The organism is Halobacillus sp. KGW1 (genome assembly GCF_001592845.1).
Lineage (GTDB): Bacteria > Bacillota > Bacilli > Bacillales > Halobacillaceae > Halobacillus.
Genome location: NZ_LSOC01000004.1, coordinates 161,705 through 183,963, shown reverse-complemented (window position 1 = coordinate 183,963; position 22,259 = coordinate 161,705). Strand labels below are relative to the sequence as shown.

Below are 22,259 nucleotides of genomic sequence, written 5' to 3'. Positions count from 1 at the left end.
TTTGTTTTTCGATCGACTTTATCGTACCATCGATCTCTTGTAATAAAGGAGGATGTTATTGGGAGATAGGTAGAAAGGACGTTCTGCTGACATCGTAAATAGGAGAGGGAAGCAAAAAGGCGGCATCAGTCCTTGTCAGCTCTGGGGTTGTTATAATCATCCTTTAAAGGTAAGCGGCTGCTGGAGTGGTTAAAGTATGAAAACAAGATACAAATTACTAGAATGACAGGGTTGACAGACTTTTTATGCGAAGTGTTTTTTTACGAATGTAACATCAGCGTTACAAATATTTCGATAGTTTGCATGTTTTTTTTCTAGTATTTTCCTATATAAAGCAAATCTTCTACTATAAATATTCCTGGATGGAAAAATGTCGTTATTTAAGGGAAACTTATTTAATTTTTCCTTTTTTTGTTGTTTTTCTGATCTTGATGAAATATACTACATTACAACACTAATGCACTATGTTGGAGGAAGGTGACAAGTTGAATTTTGACGCAGGGAGTGCAAAGCCGATTTACATCCAGATCGCCGAATGGATGGAGGATGAGATTCTTCAAGGACACTTTCAAGTAGATGGAAAGGTGCATTCTCAGTATAAGCTGGCGGATATGTATAATATCAATCCGGCGACTGCGGCCAAAGGGCTGACGAAATTAGCGGAAGAGGGTGTTCTTTATGACAGGCGGGGACTCGGGAAATTCGTGGCGGAGGAAGCGAATGCGATTATAAAGGAAAAGCGGAGGAACAAGACAATGAAGCGTTTGGTTGACGATCTTGTGAAGGAAGCAGGGAAGTTGGAAATGACTGAAGAGGAAGTAATCACGCTCATTAAAGAAACATGGGGAGGAGCGAAAGAGTGAAGGCGATCAAATGTGAGAACGTAACCAAAACATATAAAAAGAAGAAAGCCCTGGACCGTTTGAACGTCTCCATTGAAGCGGGTAAAATCGTTGGTTTAGTCGGACGTAACGGTGCCGGTAAAACGACATGGATGAAGGTTGTTGCCGGAATGGTGAAAGAATCGAAAGGAAGTGTGGAAGTATTTGGAGAACATCCGTTCAATAATTTGAGGATATCGGCTAATTCTGTTTATATCGATGACCGGATGTCTTTCCCTGCAACCTTGACTTTGGAAGAAATCCTTATGGAAGGGAAAAGGTTTTACCAGTATTGGGATCATGATCTTGCTTTACGTTTATTCGATTATTTCGGTTTTGAGCGCGGGGAACGCCATCATACGCTCTCAAAAGGAAGAGAAAGTATTTTTCACATGATCTTCGGTCTTGCCACACGATGTTCCTTGACAATCTTCGACGAGCCCACAACAGGGATGGATGCAGCCGTTCGAAAAGATTTCTATCGTGCCTTGTTGAAAGACTATTTGTCCTCTCCGCGCACCATTGTTTTATCGACGCATCATTTGGAGGAAATGGAAGACATACTGGAGGAAGTGCTTCTTCTCCACAAGGGGAAGCTGCTTCTCCAGACCAGCATGGATGAACTGAAGGAGTATGCCGTCCGCCTCACTGCACCCCTGGAGATACTGAGGCCATGGACCCGGAACAGAGAAATTCTTTATGAACAGCTTCCTGAGGAAAGAAACAGTTGTGTCATCGTAAGAAATGACTGGACGGAAACGGAACAGACGGAGATGAGGAAGGAAGGCATTCGTATCGCTCCTGTCTCTGCCAGTGATGTTTGCGTATATATGACGGAAGATAAGGTTGGCAGAGGAGGAATTGACGATGTCTTTGATCGAAGTGAAAACAGGTGATGTTATTAAAAAGCAGTTCGCGTTCAAGTGGCGGTCCCATCCGGGAGTGTTTACGTCTCTTGTAACGATACAGGTGATGGGCATCTTGTTTTCTTTAATGGGAACGGGGGCACAATTCATGGGAGGAGAGTTCTTTGAAGTCCGATCGCAGATCTTTTCCGGGGATTTAATTATTTCCTTTACGATTTTTTGGGGATTTTTGACGGCACTGCTCCTTACGACGCGTGCTTACCGTGAAGATGATTTTCCCTTTGTATCGACCCGCCTTACGAGTCATCTGTCTACCGTCGGCTTTCTTCTCGTGGTTTGCGGGATAGCCGGGCTTACAGCTGTCCTTTCAGAAAATGTACTGCGGGCAGCGGTATACACATTTGTAGTGCAGGACGGTCAACTGTTGCCGGCTCACGAAATGGAAGCTTCTTTATTCGGTGCTGGGATGGCTGCCGTCATCCTTATGGTTTTCCTTGCCGCCGGTGCCGGTTATTTGTTTGGTGTATTCCTGCAGTGGAACAGACTGTTTCTTCTTATCATTCCGGTTTTGATGTTCGGCATTTCGTATTTGATGCAGCGAAGTGGCGAAGACGGTTTGGCTAATTACCTCTTTGAGGTTCTGTTTGATGAAGCAAATATTGTTTTATTCGCTGTGAAAGCACTGCTCGTTTCCATTACTTGTTTCGTTGGAAGCTTCTGGATTGCTGGCCGTTTGGAGGTGAAGCGGTCATGATCATCGTGTTAGCAGTCTTTCTTTTCCTGCTTGTCACTTTGGCAGCTGTATTTAACGGGAAGTATAAGGGTGCAAGTGTCAAGATGGCTAAGACCGGCCATTTGATCTTCCTCGTATTTGGGTGCGTGTTAGTAATCTCGACAATTTTCACCTTCTTCCTGCCTGATCCCCTGCCAGGGCAAGCGGCGAGTTCGTCGGATATCGACGATGCTATGTACAGCCATTTGTTAGAGGGAAACCTTGATCAGATAGACGAGGCATACCTTTTAGATGAGCGTACCTTCTCCTTTGGAGGAAAAACGCTGAACGTGAAAGTGAGCCCTCCCGGCGGTCCTGGTACGTCCGTTATCGTAGAAAAAGTAGAGTCGAAAAAGAACATACACCTCTATCAGTATCGCTCACCTATGGTCGTAAATGGCTGGCAGATCCCTGTCAAAGAGGAGCCTGTGGTAACCTTTGAGAACCAGGGGCTGGTCGTAACCTCCGGCGAACAAGTAACGAAGACTTTCTATCAGTTCGATCCTTCTTTTCCTTTCCGACAATTCTCTGAAGGAAAGAACACAGGCGGCAGCAGTATGTCCTCCGGCATGTCGGTCCTGTATTTACAAATTCCTGAGAACATGACGGTGGAAGCGGATGACGAAGTGTATGTTACAGAAGTGGAATCTTGAATCGGTGAATTTTACTTAACGGAGAACAGATGAGTACAGGCTCAGGTATCATCTAATAAAACTAGCAATTCCTACAGACGAAGAATCAAAAAAGCGCGGGTATCTGCCCGCGCTTTTTTGATTCTTTTTACTTTTTTCACACATATGGGCAGAAGTTCATAACTTAGCACAAGAGGTGGTGGCATATGAAAGAATCGGAAAGGATTGCTGCACAGGATCCTTTGCTCAATGAACAGCAAGAATGGAGAAAAAGGCGTATACGTCAACGGTTCAAACAAACACTTACCATAGCTTCCCCGGTGTTTATTCTGTTGCTTTGGGAAATCTTGTCCCGTACAGGCTTGATGGATGCCCGTTTTTTCCCGCCTCCTACGCAAATCGTGGGAACCTTTTGGTCGATGGCAGGGAGCGGAGAACTGTTCAGCCATGTTGGAATCTCATTATATCGTATTTTTGCAGGATTCCTTCTCGGAGTGATCCCTGCTATTGCAATCGGACTGCTGATGGGTTTGTATGGTCCAATCCGGCATTTCCTGTCGCCTTTGATCATGGCTCTCATGCCGATTCCAACACTTGCTCTCCTGCCGATCATCATCATTCTGTTCGGAGTAGGGGAAGTTTCCAAGGTGGTGACGATCGCAGGAAGTGTCTTCTTTCCGGTAGTCATCAATACAGTTGCCGGTGTCATCAACATCGACAGAATATATTTGGACGTAGCAAAGAATTACGGAGCAGATTCGAAACAGTTTTTCTTCAAAATCGCTCTCCCGGGTTCCTTACCGGTCATGCTTGAAGGGATTCAAATGGGGCAGGCGATCGCCTTACTTACGATAGTGGCAGCGGAAATGATGGGAGCGAATTCCGGTATCGGCTACTTAATCTGGACCTCCTATAAGGCATTCATGTTGAAAGAAATGTTTGTAGGGCTCGTGCTCATCTCGTTCTTCGGCTATTTATTCTCATTAATCTTGAGAGGACTGCAAAGTAAATTACTCCCTTGGCGTTGATGAAGGAGAAAGGGGAAGGTGGAATGGATGCGAAAATTTCCATCAGGGATTTGACGAAAGTATTTTATAAAAAGGAAAGCAGAGTCACAGCATTGGAAGGAATCAATCTGGATATTGCCGATGGAGAGTTCGCCTGTTTAGTCGGACCGAGCGGGTGCGGAAAAACGACACTGCTCAGAATTCTAGCCGATTTGGAAACACCGAGTTCCGGGTCATTCACCATCGCAAGAGCAAAGGAAGACCGGCCACTTCAGTCGATGGTCTTCCAGGAACGGGGGGTGATTCCGTGGCTGACCGTGGAGGGTAACGTCAGTTTTGGTTTGAAAATGCGTCGTGTACCAGCGGCGGTCATCAAGGAACGGACCGCGTATTATTTAGAAAAAGTAGGGCTGGAGCGTTTCGCCAAGCTTTACCCTAGAGAGCTTTCCGGAGGAATGAAACAACGGGTGAGCATTGCCAGAGCATTCGCAAATGACCCGGAAATATTGTTGATGGATGAACCGTTCGCAGCATTGGATGAACAGAATAAATTCATCCTGCAGGAAGAATTACTCAACATCTGGGCCGAAACGAAAAAAACGGTCCTCTTCATTACACATAGTATCGATGAAGCACTCCTGCTCAGCGACCGGATTCTCTTGATGAGTGCCCAGCCGGGGAGGATTGTAAAGGAAAAACGAATCGAGCTCCCCAGACCAAGAAATATGGAGCAGGTCAGGGCTGACCCTGTCATGGCGGAACAATTCGTGGAGGTCTGGAATCATCTTCAGGAAGAAGTGCAACGATCAAGGATTTAAGAAAGGGGAAACATCCCGTGCGTAAATCATTATGGATCTTTATCTCTCTTTTTTTACTTTTGGGTATAGCAGCAGGCTGCAGTGATAAGGAGTCTGAACAAGGAAAGCAGAAAGAAACCGTATCCGGCGATCTGGCTCCGCTTGAGAAGCGTCAGAAGGTAGTTATTGCAGAGGACGGTGCGGCGTCCGGTGCAGGGTTTTACATCGCGAAAGAGAAAGGATATTTCGATGACTATAACATAGACATTGAATTTACGACATTCGCCAACAGTGATGATATGCTGCCGGCGCTTGCTTCCGGTGAAGTGGACATCGCCGGCGGAGTCTCCACCGCTTCGTTCTTCAATGCGATCGCTCAGGGAATCGATGTGAAGATCATCGCTGATAAAGGGCACTATTTCGATGGCAATTCCTACTTCAGTTTTGTTATTAGAGAAGACCTTCAGGATGAAATCAAGGAGTATGCCGATTTTAAAGGAAAACGGATTGCTGTATCTTCAAAGAATGCCGTGGATGATTACATCTTCCATGAAATGCTGAAGCATGCCGGCTTGACTGAGAAGGACGTAGAGGTCGTCTTAATGTCTGATTTCGGTAATATGTTGGCCGCGATGGGGAATAAATCCATAGATGCTGCCCTGCAGATAGAGCCTTTGATAACACAGGGAGAATCGCAGGGGTTACATGTGCGGTTCGGTGATGCTACGGATTATGCTCCAGAAGCACAAATCGCGATGGTTCTAGGCTCACCGGAATTTGTTGAAGAAGAAACAGACGTATCGCTCCGCTTCATGGCTGCTTATTTGAAGGGGGTACGCGATTACAACGATGCATTTCTTCACGGCGAGGGGCTTGATGAAGTCATTGATATCATGACAAAACACACCGCTTTGAAGGATCCTGAAATATGGAAGAAAGTCGGCGTGACAGGACTGGATCCGGACGGCAGTATGTTCGTGGAGGATATTAAAGATCAGTTCGACTTTTACAACTCCAATGGTGCCATCATCGGCGATGTAGATTTCGATGAGGCTGTAGACCCTTCTCTGGCAGCCAAAGCCGTGGACATTATCGGAGAGTATGATAAAAAGTAACATTCCAAGTTTTTCTCTTGTCAGAGAGAAAAAAATGATGTAAAGTAACGAGAGACTCAATTGAATAGTTCTTATCAAGAGAAGTGGAGGAACTGGTCCTAAGAAGCTTCAGCAACCACCAACACAGTTGGCCGGTGCTAAATCCAGCAGGTTTTAGACCTGACAGATAAGAGGGGACGGAAACAAAGAAGCCTTCTTATCCTAAAGAGGGCTTCTTTTTTATTTGTTTGGCCTGGTCTTGTCTGTATCACAGAAACATTCATGAGTTCACCAAGAAGGAGGCAGAAAAGATGACAAAACCGAAAGCAAATATTTTTGCACTTATTCCATTTGTAGTATTTATTGTATTGTTCATTGGTTCAGGGATCGTGACAGGTGACTTCTACAAAATGCCTGTACTCGTCGCTCTGTTTGCAGCTATACTGGTAGCGCTGCTTATGGATCGAAAAACAGATTTTGAAACGAAAATCATGACACTCTCCAAAGGGGGAGGACACCCGAATATCATCTTGATGGTTGTGATCTTCCTGCTCGCGGGAGCATTTGCTTCCGTCGCACAGGGAATGGGGGCTGTAGATTCCACCGTCAACCTTGGCCTGAGCTACCTGCCTGGTGGATGGATGGTCGTCGGCCTGTTCGTCATTGGGTGTTTCATATCCATTTCCATGGGTACTTCCACAGGGACAGTTGTAGCTTTAGCCCCGATCGGACTTGGTGTCGCAGAACAAACAGATATTGGTGTGGCGCTGATTATGGGAGCCATTGTAAGTGGGGCTATGTTCGGGGACAACCTCTCCATCATTTCTGATACAACCATTGCAGCTGTTCGAACACAAGGCACGGAAATGAAAGAAAAGTTCAAGGCGAACTTCTTTATCGTTCTTCCGGCTGCCATAGTAACAGCGGTTATTTTTGCAGTATGGACAGCCAGTGCGAGTGCAGATCTTGGGGAAACATACTCGTATAATTTCCTTGAAGTCATTCCATATCTCGGAGTGCTCCTGTTCGCCATCCTTGGGGTAAACGTCATATTCGTTCTGATCGGCGGAACGGTAGCAGCCGGAATTGTCGGTTTGATTCTCGGTAAATTCTCGGGGATGGAACTGATTAACCTGATCGGAGACGGCTTCGCAAACATGCAGGAGTTGTCTATGATAGCTATCCTGCTCGGAGGACTTGTAGAGCTGATCCGTTATAACGGCGGTATTGAGTATCTACTGGAAGCGGTGAATAAACGTGTCCGGTCTAATCGTGGTGGAGAGTTCGGTATCGCCGGTATCGTAACCGCGATCAATTTGTCCACTGCAAACAACACGATTTCGATTATCACGGCCGGTCCATTAGCCAAACAGATCTCTGATGATTACGGCATTGAACCGAGAAGATCCGCCAGCCTGTTGGACATCTTCGCAAGCTCTGTTCAAGGAATCATTCCTTACGGAGCCCAACTCCTTGCTGTAGCCGGTGTGGCATCGATTTCACCTATTGCAATCGTACCGTTTTGTATTTATCCGATCTTAACAGCCGTGTCCGGAATTCTTGCTATTGTCTTCAAGTTTCCTAAGTTTACGGTTCAGAAAGCAGATCCTTCCGCTCAAAAAGGATCCTGATATTCTCTGACTGGAAGAGGCTCCCTGAAATAGGGAGCTTCTTTTTCGTTTGGAAAAGGTGGTATGGCTGGGGGAGAGATCGGGCTCCGGGAGAAGGGACCTTTCCACTGGGCGCCCGGTGAGCGGCCATAAAGGAAGGCGGAGGTAGTTGGTCACTTAATAGATTTTTTCAAATTCGAATGAAATATTAATTCTTTAAATAGTTCATAAATTTGATATTATATTTTAAAATGAATCTATTGTAATGGGGCTATAGAATGGAAAAAACAGTCGAAAAAGAGAGAGAGGGGTCTTATGTGGTATAGACGACTATAATTATATTCGGTACGCTTTTACTACATATTGTAAACGCTTCCATAATAAAGACTCTCATCATGATCCGCCATTGTTGGGAAAGTTCGATCGTCATGCGGGATAGCGGTCTTACTTTTACAAATAAATAAAGGCAAGGAGGAATGTAGAGTGAAAGGCAGGAGAAGAGGTTGGTTTGTTGTGCTGCTTACATTCTGTCTGTTGATTCCGGGAACGATGACCGGACCGGTATCGGCTGACGGGAAAAAGTCGAACAAGGGAACAGAGTTAATCCTTTTGCAGAACGTACCGGAAGCGGACAGGACAATTAAAGGGGATACGGTTCAGATGGAGGTGCTGCGTGTTTACAAAGATGGTCACTTCAAGAAGGTCGAGGAGAATCTGAAGTGGTCGTCCAACAATAAACGGGTGGCGGAAGTGGATGAACATGGAAAAGTAACATGGCACGGAAAACCCGGGCGAGCGTGGATTACCGTCCGCAGCGGGAAGGATCAGGACCGGATCGCCGTCCATTTCAAACGAAAGAAGCATAAAGGGCAGTCCGAGGTTACTCCTGTACTGATGAAGCAGAAAGGAAAGAAGTATGACATCGTAAGGAATGCCATCGATAAAATGACAATGGAGGAGAAAGTAGGACAGATGCTGATGCCTGACTTCCGTACTTGGAAGGGGAAAAATGTCACGGAAATGAATGCTGAAATAGAGCAGATGGTAAAAAAATATCATTTGGGGGGAGTCATTCTTTTCCGTGAAAATGTCGTAACCACAGAGCAAACGACAACGCTTGTCGACGATTACCAGAGTGCGAGTGAGAAATTTGGACTGCTTATGACCATTGATCAGGAAGGTGGAATCGTCACAAGGCTGCAATCCGGGACAGATATGCCTGGAAATATGGCACTTGGGGCAGCACGTTCGGAAGAGCTAGCTCAGAATGTTGGAAATGCCATTGGAGAAGAACTTGCGGCACTTGGATTCAATGTGAATTTCGCTCCTGTGATGGATGTAAACAATAATCCAGATAATCCGGTTATCGGCGTCCGTTCCTTCGGTGGAGATCCAAGATTGGTTGGAACGATGGGAACCGCTTATATGCGGGGATTACAACAAGCTGGTGTCGCTGCTACGGCCAAGCACTTCCCTGGCCATGGAGATACCGCTGTCGATTCTCATCTAGGTCTTCCTGAAGTGCCTCACGATTTAGATCGACTCAAGGAAGTGGAACTCTATCCCTTCCAACAAGCAATGGATGCAGGTATTGACGCAATCATGACGGCACACGTCACTTTCCCGAAAATTGATGATACCGAAGTGATTTCTCAGAAGGATGGGACGCCAATTGCTCTTCCTGCCACCTTATCAGAGAAGGTGTTGACCGGCTTAATTCGTGAAGAGATGGGCTATGAAGGGATTGTCGTGACCGATGCGCTCAACATGAAAGCAATCAGTGACCACTTCGGACCGGTAGATTCCGTGATTCGGGCGATCAACGCCGGAACAGATATCGTATTGATGCCTGTAGGACTTGAAGAAGTAGCGGGAGGTATTTACGAAGCTGTGGAAACGGGGGAAATCAAGGAAGAAACCATTGAGGACTCTGCCCAACGTATCTTGACGTTGAAAGTGAAGCGGGGAATCATTCCTTCCGAAAATCCGAAGTCGGTGGAAGAGAAGGTTCAATACGCGGAAGAAATCGTAGGTTCCGAAGCGCATAAACAGGTGGAAAAAGAAGCTGCTGAGAAGTCGATCACCATGGTCAAAAATGATGGGGTTTTACCTGTGACACCAGAAGAGGAGGAAGAGGTACTTGTCATTGGAAATACATTCATCGATTTGCTTGGTGATGCCGTCAGAGAACGCCACGGTGCCACTACTGTTTTATCAACGTCAAGCGCGGAATTGACAGAAGGACAGTTGGAAATGGTGAAAAAGGCGGACTATATCATCTTTGGTACTTACACGTATAATGTCGCCACACGGTCTGCCGATCACCCACAAATGAAATTGATCCATGAGGTGATGGATGCGAGCGAAGCGCCTGTCATCAGTATTGGAATTCGGAATCCATACGACATCATGAGTTATGCAGGTGTCGATGCTTACCTCGCCCAATATGGCTTTAAAGCAGCCAGCTTCAAGGCGTCCGCTGCCACCATATTTGGTGAAAATTCACCGCAAGGAAAGCTTCCTGTCACGATACCTGATGAAGATGGATCGGTGATGTACGAATATGGAACGGGGCTCACTTATTAAGAGGAAAGGGAGAGGATAGCTATGCGGAAGTGGTTTATACTAGTGGTCGTTCTGCTAACAACCTGGTCCACCTTTTCAGTCGTTTTCGCTGATCATCAAGGAAACCGTGGTAAACACAAGGGACATCATAAGAAGCAGGAGGAATTCAAACTTGGTGTAGAAGTGCTGCTCGATGATAAGAAAGAACTTTTGGAAGGAAAGCGCATTGGGTTAATCACGAATCCGACAGGAGTAGATCAGGATTTGAACAGTGTCGTCGATCTTTTCTACGAAGATGAAGACTTAGAGTTGACGGCTCTTTATGGTCCCGAACATGGAGTGCGGGGAAGCGCTCAGGCAGGCGAGTATGTGGAATTTTACGAAGATGAGAAGACTGGTCTGCCTGTGTACAGCTTATACGGTAAAACGAAAAAACCGACTCCGGATATGCTTGAAAATATTGATGTCCTCGTATTCGACATCCAGGACGTAGGAACGCGTTTCTATACGTACATCTACACGATGGCTTATGCGATGGAAGCAGCACAAGAAAACGACATTCCATTCTTCGTCCTGGACCGGCCGAACCCGATCGGTGGAGACCAGGTGGAGGGTCCGGTCCTTGATACAGACTACCAGTCTTTCGTAGGAAATTATCCAATCCCACTGAGGCATGGCATGACGGCAGGAGAATTGGCGAAGCTGTTTAACAAAGAATTCGATATCGGTGCAGATTTGACCGTCGTGAAAATGGAAGGGTGGAAGCGGGGAATGGATTATGATGATACAGACATGCCATTCGTTGCGCCTTCGCCGAACATGCCGACGGTAGATACGGCTTACGTATATCCTGGGGCTGCATTGATTGAAGGGACAAATGTATCGGAAGGAAGAGGAACTACGAAGCCGTTCGAGTTGATCGGAGCCCCCTTCATAGACAGCGAACAATTGGCGGAAGCAATGAACGAGAAGAACCTTCCTGGTGTCAGGTTCCGGGCGGCTTCATTTACCCCGTCTTTTTCTAAGCATGCCGGGAAATTATCCCACGGCGTCCAACTTCACATACTGGACCGTGATGAGTTCCAGCCTGTTAACACAGGTCTGCACTTAGTGAAAACTATCCATGATATGTACCCTGATGATTTCGAATTTCGTGCCGAAGATGCAAATGGTATCTCGTTCTTTGATCTACTAATAGGGAACGGATGGGTAAGGGAATCAATTAATGAGGGGCATTCCGTAGAACAGATGGAGAAACGTTGGAAGGATGACCTCAAAAAGTTTAATAAGACGAGAAAACATTTTCTTCTGTATAAGTAAGAGTAATCCACATTCCTCCCGAAGGAATGTGGATTTATTTTAAGGAAGGGTTATAGAGTGATTTTATGACAATTTTATGGATTTTATGATAAAATTTGTAAATATTCTTACACTTACCACATGGGGAAGGATTGATTGTATGAGAGCGACCGTTGCTATCAAAAATAGTTGGCAAAAGCTTTGGGTGATGCATGAGGAAGCGAAGGCACTGATGCAGTTTATGGTGTCCGGGAATCATACTTCAGCTTACACCAAGGAAAATGGAGAACAAGAAGGGAAAACAGGGCCTTCCATGCAGCCGAGACAAAAGATCGGCTTGATTCTTGGACCCATGCTTTTTCTTCTTGCCTTGCTGTTTGTGGATGCGGAAGGTTTGTCAAGAGAGGCTGTAGCGATTCTTGCGAGTACACTATGGATTGCTACATGGTGGATTACAGAAGCAATTCCCATTCCAGCCACCTCGTTGCTTCCTCTCGTATTGTTTCCTGTTACCGGCGGGTTGGAAAGTGGAATGACCGCATCTTCTTACGGAGATGACACCATCTTTCTGTTTATGGGGGGCTTTTTAATTGCCCTTACTATGCAGAAATGGAACTTACATAAACGGATGGCCCTGTTTATCATAGCTTCCGTCGGCACGAGCACCGAACAAATTGTACTCGGGTTTATGGTTGCTACCGGTGTGCTGTCCATGTGGATTTCCAACACAGCGACGGCAATGATGATGGTGCCGATTGGTATGGCCGTTATATACCAAGCAGCGGAGCAGTTGAAGAAGAAGGGAGAAACGGTCGATCACGATTCTTTCCCTTTCGGTAAGGCAGTGATGCTCGGAATTGCGTATAGTGCGTCGATCGGAGGACTTGCGACACTAATCGGTACACCGCCGAATACGATCTTCAAGGCGGTTGTAGAACAGACCTATGCCATCGAGATATCTTTCGCAGGTTGGATGACGTTCGGGGTACCATTATCTTTGCTGTTGTTAGCGATTGCGTGGGTGTATTTAGTCAAGGTCGCTTATCCCATGAAAATGAAGGAGCTGCCTGGAGGGAGGAAGGTGATCAGAGAAGAACGCAGGTCGCTTGGTGTTATGTCTTTTGAAGAAAAAACGGTGCTGTTGGTTTTTACCGTGACAGCTGCAGCCTGGATATCCCGCTCCTTTCTTCTGGTACGGATTAATGAAAATATCAATGATACGATGATCGCTATGATTGCTGCAGTCATCCTGTTCATCCTTCCCTCTAAAAAACGTAAAGGAGAACATCTACTGGATTGGGATACAGCAAAAGGACTGCCATGGGGGATCTTGCTGTTATTCGGTGCCGGGCTGGCCATTGCTTCAGGATTTCAGGAAACCGGACTGGCAGAATGGATAGGTAATCAATTAACTGTACTCCAAGGGGTGCATCTGCTCTTGATTATCGTTATCGTAACGGGGATGGTTATATTCCTTACAGAAATAACATCCAATACAGCCACGGCAACTATGATGTTTCCGATTATGGCCTCCCTTGCGAGTGCTCTTTCTGTACACCCTTACAGTTTGATGATCGCTGCAGGGATTGCTGCAAGTTGTGCGTTCATGCTCCCGGTTGCGACTCCGCCGAACGCCGTCGTTTTCGGGTCTGGTTATTTGCGTATCCCGGATATGGCGAAAGCGGGGTTGTGGTTGAATATCCTTGCAGTCATCCTGGTTACTCTTGCCATCTATTTCTATCTTCCGTTCGTCTGGGGGATCGATTTGAACGAATTTCCAAGTCAATTCCAATCCTAGAAAAGAGTGATTTGAAATGGGAGTGGCGATAGAACCGACTCACCCCTATACACCGCGTGAGTCTGGATTTTGGCGGATTACAGCCGCATTAATGATTGCATCTTTATCGACCTTTTCTACATTGTATGTCTTTCAGCCACTGCTCCCGTTGCTTTCGGATAGTTATGATCGTTCTGCTACAGTATCAAGCTTCGTCATGTCCTCCTGTGTGCTCGCTATGGTTGTCGGATTGTTCGTTTTAGGCTTTCTTTCTGATCGCTATGGCAGGGTGGCAGTTATGAAGCTTTCCCTGTTCGTTACCGTGATTACGTTGAGTTTGATTCCTCTTGTGGATAGTTTCGAATGGATTGTAGCTCTCCGTGTTATCCAGGGATTTTTCCTTGCAGGGATTCCTGCTGCGGCGATGGGGTATTTAGGGGAAGAAACATCACCAAAACATATAGGTCTTGCTATGACGCTGTATATTTCGAGTAACGCACTCGGAGGAATGGGCGGAAGAGTGGGAGCGGGATATCTTGCAGGGGTTTTTGATTTACGGTTGACGATTTGGGTGTTTGCATTCTTCGGAGTCCTTGCTGCTTTTCTGTTCCTTGTACTCATACCGAACGAGCGTTTCTTTGAAAAAACGGATCAGTCGATAGTCAAGGATCTTCAAGGGTTGTTTGTCCATTTGCGAAGCGGAAACATGCTTTTTCTATTCTTAATGGGCTTCCTGCTGCAGGCCGTTTTCACGGCAGTGTGGACATACCTTCCCTTTTACTTGCAAGGAGAGCCTTTTCGATGGACGCTGGAGGTCATTTCATTTACCTATTTTGCTTATTTATTCGGGATTATCGCACCGCCGCTGGCAGGGAGAATGTCTCTCTCCTTAGGGATGAAGCGGGTGATGTATTTAGCTGTCCTTGTAATGCTGGCAGGAGCAGGGGTGACCGCTGTACCGTCCGGTTCCATGATTGTATTTGGTCTCTGTCTGCTCTGTATGGGGTTCTTTGTCGCCCATGCAATGGCTTCGGCGCTTGTAAGTAAATCTGCCACGCATCATCGAAGTGGAGCATCCGGATTCTATTTGATCAGCTACTACGCCGGGGTCGCTGTGGGGAGCACGGCTGCCGGGGTTTTGTGGGAAGGTAGTGGATGGCTCGGAATATTAAGTATAGGCATAAGTTTTCTGGTACTGTTCTTCTGTATGTGGCTCTTTCGCCGCCGTGGTCTCAGCACGTGATACAATAGCGATGAGAAAGTGGGGATCAGTCATGGAGGAAGTGAAAGGGAAGCTTGTCGATACGAATACAAGGTGCGTACACTATCATAGTGAGACTGATATTATTGCGATTAAAATGCACTGCTGCCAAACGTACTATGCATGTATCTTCTGTCATGATGAATTAGAGGATCATGGGAAGTCACGCTGGCCGAGGAATCGCTGGGATGAGGCTGCTGTCCTCTGTGGAAACTGTGAGAGCGAGCTGTCCATACAGAATTATATGAAGGCTTCTGTTTGTCCGAACTGTAAGCATGCTTTTAATGCCGGCTGCCGGCTGCATTATCCGTATTATTTTGAAATGAATCAAGACTGAGCGCTGCTCAGTCTTGGTTTTTTTATTGTTCTACGACGAATTCAAAGTTCCCTTCGAATTTCACATCTCTGCCAAGCAGCATTCCGCCGGTTTCTATTGCGGCATTGTAAGTCAAGCCGTAGCTTTCTCGGTTCACTTTTCCGGTGACATCAAAGCCTGCGATCGTGCTCCCGTCCATAGGACTCTTCGATGTGCCGTTGTATTCGACTGTGAATGTCTCTTTATTAGTTGTCTCTTTAATCGTGAAGTCTCCGGTTACTTCGAATTCTCCTTCCGAGACTTCTTTGATGGAAGTACTCTTGAATGTCATTTCCGGATATTGATCTGCCTCGAAGAAGTCTCCGGACCGGAGGTGTCCATCTCTTTGCTCGTTCTTCGTGTTAATGGATTTAACGGGAATTGTTACGGCGATGCTGGCAGATGAGAGATCATTCAGGTCTCCGGAAAATTGAACATTAAATTCCTCGAATTCTCCTTTAGCCTTGGATACCATCATATGTTTAATTTGGAAATTCAAACTGCTGTGCACAGGATCTAATACTAATTTAGTCATGGAAACACTCTCCTTAAAGAATATTTTGAATTCTAACTATTATCTTATTCTCTATTTATTTCGAAGTCAAGATATTTTGATTTACACGGTTACTGTTAAGAAAGGTAAAAAAAGCCCACAGACCTAGGGGTGTCTGTGGGTTGCCTGAACCTATTTGTTAAGCTTGAAATGTGCGTTTAATTGACCACGCAGCATTCGTTCCATTACTTTTTCCTTGCTTGATTCCAGCAAATCCTGTTTTATTTCATAGGTTTGCACCCCTTCTTCTCGTTTGTCTGCTATCTGGAGCAGCATTTCCACGTCCGCAAAGGAATATTTTCTTGTTCCTCTCTTAGTCCGTTCCGGATATATTAATCCTCGCTCCTCATAGTACCGTATTTGTCGAAGCGATAATCCTGTCAGTTCATTAACGGTTCCGATTGATATGACCTTTTTATGCTTGTAGGACGACATCCCTTCTCCTCCTTGGTGATTGGCGAAGCTATGGACGGTGGATTCTGGCTGCGAGGGTTTCCAGTTCTGTCAGTGTAAGTGAATGGAGAACCTCGTCCGAAGCATGGAACTGTCCGGCTTCGATCAGCTTTTGGATATAATGTTCCCGCATAGTTTCAACAGCTGTCCTTAAATGATTCTTCATGAAGGTTCACTCCCGATCCTTTGATTTTCGTGAAAATGGGGGATCTACCTACAGGACGGCACTAATCATTCATTTCCTGTTCTGGTTGTTGTTAACAGAATAAATCATTTTTAATTTTCTGTCACCTGTTATGTTAGAAAATCTAACATAAAATTTATGCCATGTTAGAATTTCTTACTCGTGCGGCTGGGGCCTCCCTAATTTCTATTCTGGAGGAGTGGGGATATATTAATGAAGAAAGGGGGAATAAGCGCACATCTTTTCAGGTGTATTTTTGGCGGTTTATTCTTATCTGAATTAGTGAATGAATGGGATAGAGAGGAGATGTTTTTTATGTGGTGGAAGCAGCCTTATTACAAATACATAACGGCAGGGATCCTGCTGCTCATTTTTTATTTCTTTCTTGAGAAGCTGCAATTATTAGAACCATTTAAAACTATTTTTCAAACGCTATTCTATCCCATGTTGATCGCGGGGTTTTTGTTTTATGTGCTGAGGCCGGCTGTTGACCTTTTGGAACGGGTGCCCTTCCTTCCGCGTCCCGCTGCTATCCTTCTGCTTTTTGCCTGCATAGGAGGAATAGTCTACACCGGTTTTAAATTCCTGGCAGAGACGATTAAACAACAGGTAACCGACCTTTCCAGCCTTCCGTCTAAAGTGAAGGATACGGCCGAACATGCCGGCAGGAAGATAGAGGAGAATGATATGGGTATGGTATCCATGAATTCTATCACCCAGAAGGTGACGAATTATTTCGGTGGAATGACCGAGCAGATCGGCGAGCATCTCACTACCGTGTTCTCCACTATTGCGGGGGCTGCCACCGTCATGATCATCGTTCCTTTCGTGCTTTTTTTCCTATTGAAAGACGGGGAGAGGCTGGTGCCGTTTTTGTCTCGGGCCTTCCGTCCGGAGCATAAGCCGCGAGGAGAAAAGCTGTTGAAAGATTTGGATTACACGATATCATCTTATATACTCGGGCAGGTGACTATAGCCGCGGTAGACGGGGTGTTGACGTATATTGGGTATCTGCTGATCGGCCTCGATTATGCGCTCGTTCTGGGTGTTTTTCTGGCATTCACTTGTGTCATCCCGTTTGTAGGGCCTGTCATCGGTTCCATTCCTGCAGTCGTGGTCGCATTAATGCAGGAACCCCAGCTTGCCATCTATGTTATAGTGACCATCGTTGTTGTCCAGCAGTTAGAGAGTAATCTTGTGGCACCTTATGTTTTTGGGGAACGGTTGAACATTCATCCGTTGACCGTCATCCTTCTTCTTGTCGTGGCAGCTCCTTTGTATGGAATTGTCGGTATGATTATCGCCGTGCCCACCTACTCTGTAATTAAAGTGTTAATAAAGCACGGATATAGTTTTTATAAGATGTATCATCCTTCCTAGTTCAATAGAAACCGAGTATTCCTTATGAAGGAGTACTCGGTTTTTTTGTCTTTTCGTAAAATAAGAAGAAAAAAGAAGAATCTTCTAATCTACTGTTGAATCTTTATGCAATGGAATGTATAGTTATTTAATATTGATACTATATATATGTGATTGAACATAGAGGAGGAACAGTATGGCTATTGAAAATACAAAATCTACAGAAACCCTGCAACAGACTAATTCTTACACGACTAAACAATGGTTAAAGTTCCTCATTCCTTCTTTTATAGGTGTTCTTTTGTTCATGGTACCTATTTCTATTGGTGGAAAAGTAACCATTGGTCTCGGGATCATGGCGGATGCTCTACAGGGAGCCTTTTCCGAACAAATTCCTTTGTTTATGACAGTCATTATCTGTCTATCTGCTGCAGGCAGCATTCTGGTGAAACTGCTTCCTGAAGAGGGGATTCGTTCTGGAAATGTCGTTGCCCATTTATTTGATGTCGGTCCTTTCTGGGCGTCTATGCGGGTTCTTGGAGCGGTATTCGCAGTCTTGACGTTGACAAGTGCAGGACCATCTATTATTTCTTCGGAACTTACCGGAGGGGTCGTGCTTTTCGACCTTGTACCGGTGTTGATGGTCTGGTTTCTTTTTGCCAGTCTGTTTATGCCCCTGCTGTTGGAATTCGGTTTAATGGATTTGATCGGTACAGTTGTCCGGAAAGCGATGTACGGCTTATTTAAGCTTCCGGGACGTTCATCTGTGGATGCCATTGCCTCCTGGATGGGTAGTGCGCCGGTCGGGGTGTTATTGACGACCCAGCAATATGAGAAAGGGTATTATACAAAGCGCGAAGCTAGTGTAGTCGCGACTAATTTCTCGATTGCCTCCATTGCTTTCAGCCTTGTCATCGCAAAGTTCCTTTCCATTGACCATATGTTCGTACCTTTCTATTTTACAGTCGTCGTCTGTGGTTTGGTAGCGGCTGTCATCTGCCCAAGAATTCCTCCACTGTCTAAAAAGAAAGACACGTATTATGAGCCTGCTGGTAAACAGATCAGTGAAGATGTTCCAGAAGGTGTTTCGTCGTTCCGATGGGGACTGGAGAAAGCGGTAGAGAAGGCGGATGAAGTGAAGAGCGCTGGTCAAGTCGTGAAAAAGGGTGTCTATAACGTTGTCGATATTTGGTTTGGATTAATCCCCCTTGTTATGGCGCTTGGAACCGTTGCGTTAGTGGTGGCTGAGTTTACACCGGTCTTTACTATTCTTTCTTATCCATTCGTACCAATTCTTAACTGGCTGCAGATTCCAGAAGCCTCCGCAGCAGCTCCAGCCATGATTGTCGGTTTTGCGGACATGTTCCTTCCATCTGTCATTGGGAGTGGAATCGAATCAGAACTGACTCGATTCGTCATTGGTGTTATGAGTCTGACGCAGTTGATCTATATGTCGGAGATAGGTATTCTGTTGATTAAATCCAAAATTCCTATACATTTCTTTGAGCTGTTTGTGATATTTTTACAGCGTACGATCATTACACTTCCGATAGCAGCTTTGTTGGCGCACATCTTATTCTTTTAAGCTAACAAAATACAGAAAAGCGCAGCTGTGCTCAGCTGCGCTTTTCTTATTTATTTATATATAGGGGAGGTCATTACATCCATAGCTTTCGATTTTCACCTATATCTTTAGGGGGTAATTGGTAGTTTTATATCCGTGCCTGTTTTGCAGGAAAGGGAACTTTTCTTTTGTTACATTTCCATTTTATTACTTATCTATGTTTACCAAGTTCAGAAGGAGAGTATATAGGTAGTAAATGATGAGCTTATCGAGAAGTATATAAAGGAGAGTTCGAGCTAGCGAAAGGATGCATCATAATTAATGAGGTGAAAGATCATTGGAAGTGAAAATTGTAGAAGTGGAGAGAAGGCATCTTAGGTCTTTACATAGGTGGGAGATGGATGAGGAGTTACAGCAAAAGACTGGGGTGGATGTCCCGAGAACCTATCAGCAGTTTCTGCAGTCATATGATTTGTACTTTAAGGGAGAAAAGCCTGATTTACTCCTTAAAGCCATCGAATGCGACGGAGAAATTATCGGTAAGGTAGAATTGTATCGCGCTAAAGACCGCGATTATATTGGTATCGTCCTCGGTGATCGGCAGCGGAGCGGGATAGGTACAAAAGCTTTGCAGCAATTTATTGAAATCATCCATTACCGATATGGTATTTCTAATATATTTGCAGAAGTATTCGAAGATAACGACCAAAGTCTGCGGTTCTTTCAGAAAAATGGCTTTGAGTTCATCGGTGAGGAGGTAGTGGAATGGTTCCGCGGGAAACCACGAACATTGATAACATTGAAGAAAAACGTAGAAGAAGCTTTCCGGTAATCTCCTAGACGGAAAGCTTCTTGCTCGTCTTTTCGATACACTGCCTCAAGCGTCATTAATGGTAACCAGCGCTTGTTTTAAGTCGTTAAACGTTTCTAGGTCTTTGAAATTCATGCCTGATTGTATCGCAGCAATGGCCATTTCTGTGCGAATGCCGGTGAGCACTGTTCTAGTTCCCAATAATTTAATCGTCTTCGTCAAATTAAATAAATCGTTGATAAAGACGTCATCGAACGTAGCTATCCCTGAAAAATCGATGAAAAGAAGACGGAGGCTGTGCTCTTTTACTTTGTTCAACGTATGTTCCTTCACGATGTCGAATCGCTCCGGAGAGAATTCGCCCACAAGAGGAAGGACGGCCTGAAATTCATCGATGAGAACGACGGGAGTGGAAATTTCATTTAAATGGTTTTCCATTTCCGTATGTTCTTTCTCTTTCGTCCAATTATAATTCGCGGTCGTCGCACGAATTGCTGCATCAAATGCTGCGACGATTTCCTCTGTTACGAGAAAGCCTTCATCTACTTTTGCTTCATAAATAAATTCTGATTTCCTCATATGTCTGATCAAGGCTAAGCGGAAAACACTTAACACATCCACGGTTTGTTTTAGCAGGATACCTTGAGAATATAAATAGTTCTCCATATCATAACCGATTTCGGCAGCATTCGTTTCGTCTGGGTGCTGTAATAGACTTTTCGCAACGCGATCGAGTAGCAGGCGGAGCATTTCGAAGTGGTAATTCAATTCTGATTCTGTATATTTGATCTGCAGCTCGTCCAGTGTTTTTGGTAACAGTTCATTGACTAATGTGGTCTGATTGTCCGCTAAGTATTGAGCAAAACGCTGATTCAGTGCCGTCATAATAGACTCCTTTCTAAAACCTCTTTTTCTTGTACCCTATTTTATACCAATATAACTTATTTGTATAATATTCATAGAAGATACGAAAAGCCCCTGCTTTTAGCAGGAGCTATTCATTGACTGCCGTTCCTAAGACGGCGGCATACTGATTGTCGAAGAAGGGGGAGAAGTGGTTGTCTTTCCAACTTAAAGGTGTCTGCATGAGACCGAGTCCATCTGCATTGTATTGACCGATGATTCGCTGCAGAGCATATAATTCATAAATTCCATCTCCGTTGAAATCAATAGGATAGAGCTGGTTAAGTCCGGAAACAGATCCTGTAAGCGGTTGTTTCAATGCGCCGTCTTCATTATAAATGTCCGCTAAATATTGTTTGTCCCTATTGCTGAGGTCGATCATAAAGGATAAGTGGAGCGTGTTATTGATGACTTCAACCAAATAGTTATCCTTATAGGTAACGCTGTAGTCAAATGTTTGATCAAACACTTCATAATCGAAGAGAAGCCGGGGGTGATTGGCTAGGAAGGAATAGATATAAAAATACCCAAATCCTCCACTCCCTCCAGAGTCCATACTTACCAGGATGTCATCTGTACCGCTTCCTGTGAAATCTCCGAGGAAAAGGCGCGGATTATAGCCTGTATTGGTCTTTAAAGGGATTGAGTGAAACTTGTTGTTTCTGCCATCCTGAATGACGAGTGTAATGTTCGTAATATAGGGGCTGTCGGGTGTTTCCTGCCCGACAAGATAAACTTGGTCTTCGAGGGAGTCCCCGTTAACATCTCCTTGAGCATAAGAATAGATGGAAGAAGTATAGTGGTTCTGTCGGTGATATACGTATGGGTGCATGAGCATCAAACCTTCCGAAGGCACTTTCCATACCATATGCAATCATTGATTGGTATGATCATAAAAAATGTAAAAATAAAAAACCCCGGATTGGCCGGGGTTTCCATTATAATCGGTGAAATCCTTCTTGTTCCAAGAAGTTGGCTGCCTCTTTATAGGTATTGAAAGCCCCTTCCAACTGTTCATCCGCATACACATGATACCCATCTTCTTCCCGCATCAATACAAGGGATTGGTCGTAGTCATTCAACCATTCCTCCATAACCGGGTTCTTCTCAGCAGGAGAGAGGGAGAGAGAGTCAATGGAACGGCGGATAAGAGAACGGAGTTCATCCGCACTTATATCACGTATGTTTACCATCCCTTTGTTATCAGCAGGATAGTCTTCTATTTCTCCTGCATAGATGAAGCCGTTCCCGTTTGGATGAAGGCGGTAAACGACTATTTGTTTTTCGTATAAGCTTTCCTCGTAGTGGAAATTGATTCGACCGAGTGAGATCTCCCGTTTCGACAATTCCGGAAATTCTTCAATGATTTCAAGTTTCTCTTCAAATGTAAGCATGGCTGCCTCCTGGTGTTTATACTTGTCTTCAGTATAGCACATAGCTTCTGATGCAAAAACGATTGCATTTGTGAGGGCAGAATGCTATAGTAATGAAGCGATGAGCTGTTTGTGTAAGACGA

At 45.0% G+C, this 22,259-nt stretch carries 22 protein-coding genes and 1 riboswitch; of the genes, 16 read left to right on the top strand and 6 right to left on the bottom strand.

What is annotated here, in order from left to right; all coding sequences use genetic code 11:
* The first annotated feature begins 485 nt into the window (after positions 1-485).
* From AXG56_RS15860 to AXG56_RS15800, 13 genes are all read left to right on the top strand, one after another.
* Entirely contained in the window at positions 486-863 is a 378-nt protein-coding gene (locus AXG56_RS15860) for a GntR family transcriptional regulator (protein WP_008639824.1), read from the top strand.
* On the top strand, positions 860-1,777 hold the full coding sequence (locus tag AXG56_RS15855) for an ATP-binding cassette domain-containing protein (RefSeq protein ID WP_082794498.1): 918 nt from the start codon (positions 860-862) through the stop codon (positions 1,775-1,777). The genes AXG56_RS15860 and AXG56_RS15855 overlap by 4 nt, the downstream gene beginning before the upstream one ends.
* On the top strand, positions 1,749-2,501 hold the full coding sequence (locus AXG56_RS15850) for a hypothetical protein (RefSeq protein WP_062515409.1): 753 nt from the start codon (positions 1,749-1,751) through the stop codon (positions 2,499-2,501). Before AXG56_RS15855 ends, AXG56_RS15850 begins: the two co-directional genes overlap by 29 nt.
* Complete coding sequence (locus AXG56_RS15845; RefSeq protein WP_026578655.1) at positions 2,498-3,172, top strand: hypothetical protein; 675 nt, start codon at positions 2,498-2,500, stop codon at positions 3,170-3,172. The genes AXG56_RS15850 and AXG56_RS15845 overlap by 4 nt, the downstream gene beginning before the upstream one ends.
* 185 nt (positions 3,173-3,357) lie before the next feature.
* Positions 3,358-4,179, top strand: a complete 822-nt coding sequence (locus tag AXG56_RS15840; RefSeq protein WP_062515406.1) for an ABC transporter permease — start codon at positions 3,358-3,360, stop codon at positions 4,177-4,179.
* A gap of 23 nt (positions 4,180-4,202) precedes the next feature.
* Positions 4,203-4,976, top strand: coding sequence for an ABC transporter ATP-binding protein (locus tag AXG56_RS15835; RefSeq protein WP_062515702.1), 774 nt, complete (start codon positions 4,203-4,205; stop codon positions 4,974-4,976).
* Positions 4,977-4,993: 17 nt separating this feature from the next.
* On the top strand, positions 4,994-6,070 hold the full coding sequence (locus AXG56_RS15830) for an ABC transporter substrate-binding protein (RefSeq protein ID WP_062515404.1): 1,077 nt from the start codon (positions 4,994-4,996) through the stop codon (positions 6,068-6,070).
* Positions 6,071-6,138: 68 nt separating this feature from the next.
* Positions 6,139-6,243, top strand: a riboswitch (SAM riboswitch).
* Positions 6,244-6,360: 117 nt separating this feature from the next.
* Entirely contained in the window at positions 6,361-7,680 is a 1,320-nt protein-coding gene (locus AXG56_RS15825) for a Na+/H+ antiporter NhaC family protein (protein WP_008639831.1), read from the top strand.
* Between the two features lie 462 nt (positions 7,681-8,142).
* A complete protein-coding gene (locus AXG56_RS15820) occupies positions 8,143-10,245 on the top strand; it encodes a glycoside hydrolase family 3 protein (protein ID WP_008636717.1) in 2,103 nt (700 codons plus the stop codon).
* 21 nt (positions 10,246-10,266) lie between these two features.
* On the top strand, positions 10,267-11,544 hold the full coding sequence (locus AXG56_RS15815; RefSeq protein ID WP_008636715.1) for an exo-beta-N-acetylmuramidase NamZ domain-containing protein: 1,278 nt from the start codon (positions 10,267-10,269) through the stop codon (positions 11,542-11,544).
* Positions 11,545-11,683: 139 nt separating this feature from the next.
* Positions 11,684-13,321, top strand: a complete 1,638-nt coding sequence (locus tag AXG56_RS15810; RefSeq protein ID WP_026578650.1) for a DASS family sodium-coupled anion symporter — start codon at positions 11,684-11,686, stop codon at positions 13,319-13,321.
* Positions 13,322-13,337: 16 nt separating this feature from the next.
* On the top strand, positions 13,338-14,543 hold the full coding sequence (locus AXG56_RS15805) for an MFS transporter (protein WP_062515402.1): 1,206 nt from the start codon (positions 13,338-13,340) through the stop codon (positions 14,541-14,543).
* A gap of 31 nt (positions 14,544-14,574) precedes the next feature.
* Positions 14,575-14,898, top strand: coding sequence for a CHY zinc finger protein (locus AXG56_RS15800; RefSeq protein ID WP_008636710.1), 324 nt, complete (start codon positions 14,575-14,577; stop codon positions 14,896-14,898).
* A 22-nt stretch (positions 14,899-14,920) separates the two neighbouring features.
* Here the strand turns inward: AXG56_RS15800 and AXG56_RS15795 are convergent, their stop codons facing one another.
* The 3 genes from AXG56_RS15795 to AXG56_RS19230 all read right to left on the bottom strand — a co-directional run bounded on the left by AXG56_RS15795 (position 14,921) and on the right by AXG56_RS19230 (position 16,088).
* Positions 14,921-15,451 carry a YceI family protein gene (locus tag AXG56_RS15795; protein ID WP_008636706.1) on the bottom strand — a complete coding sequence of 177 codons (531 nt, stop codon included), beginning with the start codon at positions 15,449-15,451 and terminating at the stop codon, positions 14,921-14,923.
* A gap of 150 nt (positions 15,452-15,601) precedes the next feature.
* Positions 15,602-15,904, bottom strand: coding sequence for a MerR family transcriptional regulator (locus AXG56_RS15790; protein ID WP_008636705.1), 303 nt, complete (start codon positions 15,902-15,904; stop codon positions 15,602-15,604).
* 28 nt (positions 15,905-15,932) lie between these two features.
* Complete coding sequence (locus AXG56_RS19230; RefSeq protein ID WP_008636704.1) at positions 15,933-16,088, bottom strand: Fur-regulated basic protein FbpA; 156 nt, start codon at positions 16,086-16,088, stop codon at positions 15,933-15,935.
* 333 nt (positions 16,089-16,421) lie between these two features.
* Between AXG56_RS19230 and AXG56_RS15785 the strand changes: the two genes are divergently transcribed.
* The 3 genes from AXG56_RS15785 to AXG56_RS15775 all read left to right on the top strand — a co-directional run bounded on the left by AXG56_RS15785 (position 16,422) and on the right by AXG56_RS15775 (position 19,861).
* Positions 16,422-17,486, top strand: coding sequence for an AI-2E family transporter (locus AXG56_RS15785; protein WP_026578648.1), 1,065 nt, complete (start codon positions 16,422-16,424; stop codon positions 17,484-17,486).
* 175 nt (positions 17,487-17,661) lie between these two features.
* Complete coding sequence (locus AXG56_RS15780) at positions 17,662-19,050, top strand: YjiH family protein (RefSeq protein WP_062515400.1); 1,389 nt, start codon at positions 17,662-17,664, stop codon at positions 19,048-19,050.
* Positions 19,051-19,372: 322 nt separating this feature from the next.
* The gene (locus AXG56_RS15775) at positions 19,373-19,861 is read left to right on the top strand and encodes a GNAT family N-acetyltransferase (RefSeq protein ID WP_235601523.1); all 489 of its coding nucleotides are present in this window, start codon (positions 19,373-19,375) and stop codon (positions 19,859-19,861) included.
* 45 nt (positions 19,862-19,906) lie between these two features.
* Here AXG56_RS15775 and AXG56_RS15770 read toward each other — a convergent pair whose 3' ends face one another.
* The 3 genes from AXG56_RS15770 to AXG56_RS15760 all read right to left on the bottom strand — a co-directional run bounded on the left by AXG56_RS15770 (position 19,907) and on the right by AXG56_RS15760 (position 22,137).
* Entirely contained in the window at positions 19,907-20,725 is an 819-nt protein-coding gene (locus tag AXG56_RS15770; RefSeq protein WP_008636700.1) for an STAS domain-containing protein, read from the bottom strand.
* Positions 20,726-20,834: 109 nt separating this feature from the next.
* Positions 20,835-21,575, bottom strand: coding sequence for a spore coat protein (locus AXG56_RS15765; RefSeq protein WP_082794496.1), 741 nt, complete (start codon positions 21,573-21,575; stop codon positions 20,835-20,837).
* 106 nt (positions 21,576-21,681) lie between these two features.
* Entirely contained in the window at positions 21,682-22,137 is a 456-nt protein-coding gene (locus AXG56_RS15760; RefSeq protein WP_008636694.1) for a hypothetical protein, read from the bottom strand.
* Between the last annotated feature and the right edge of the window lie 122 nt (positions 22,138-22,259).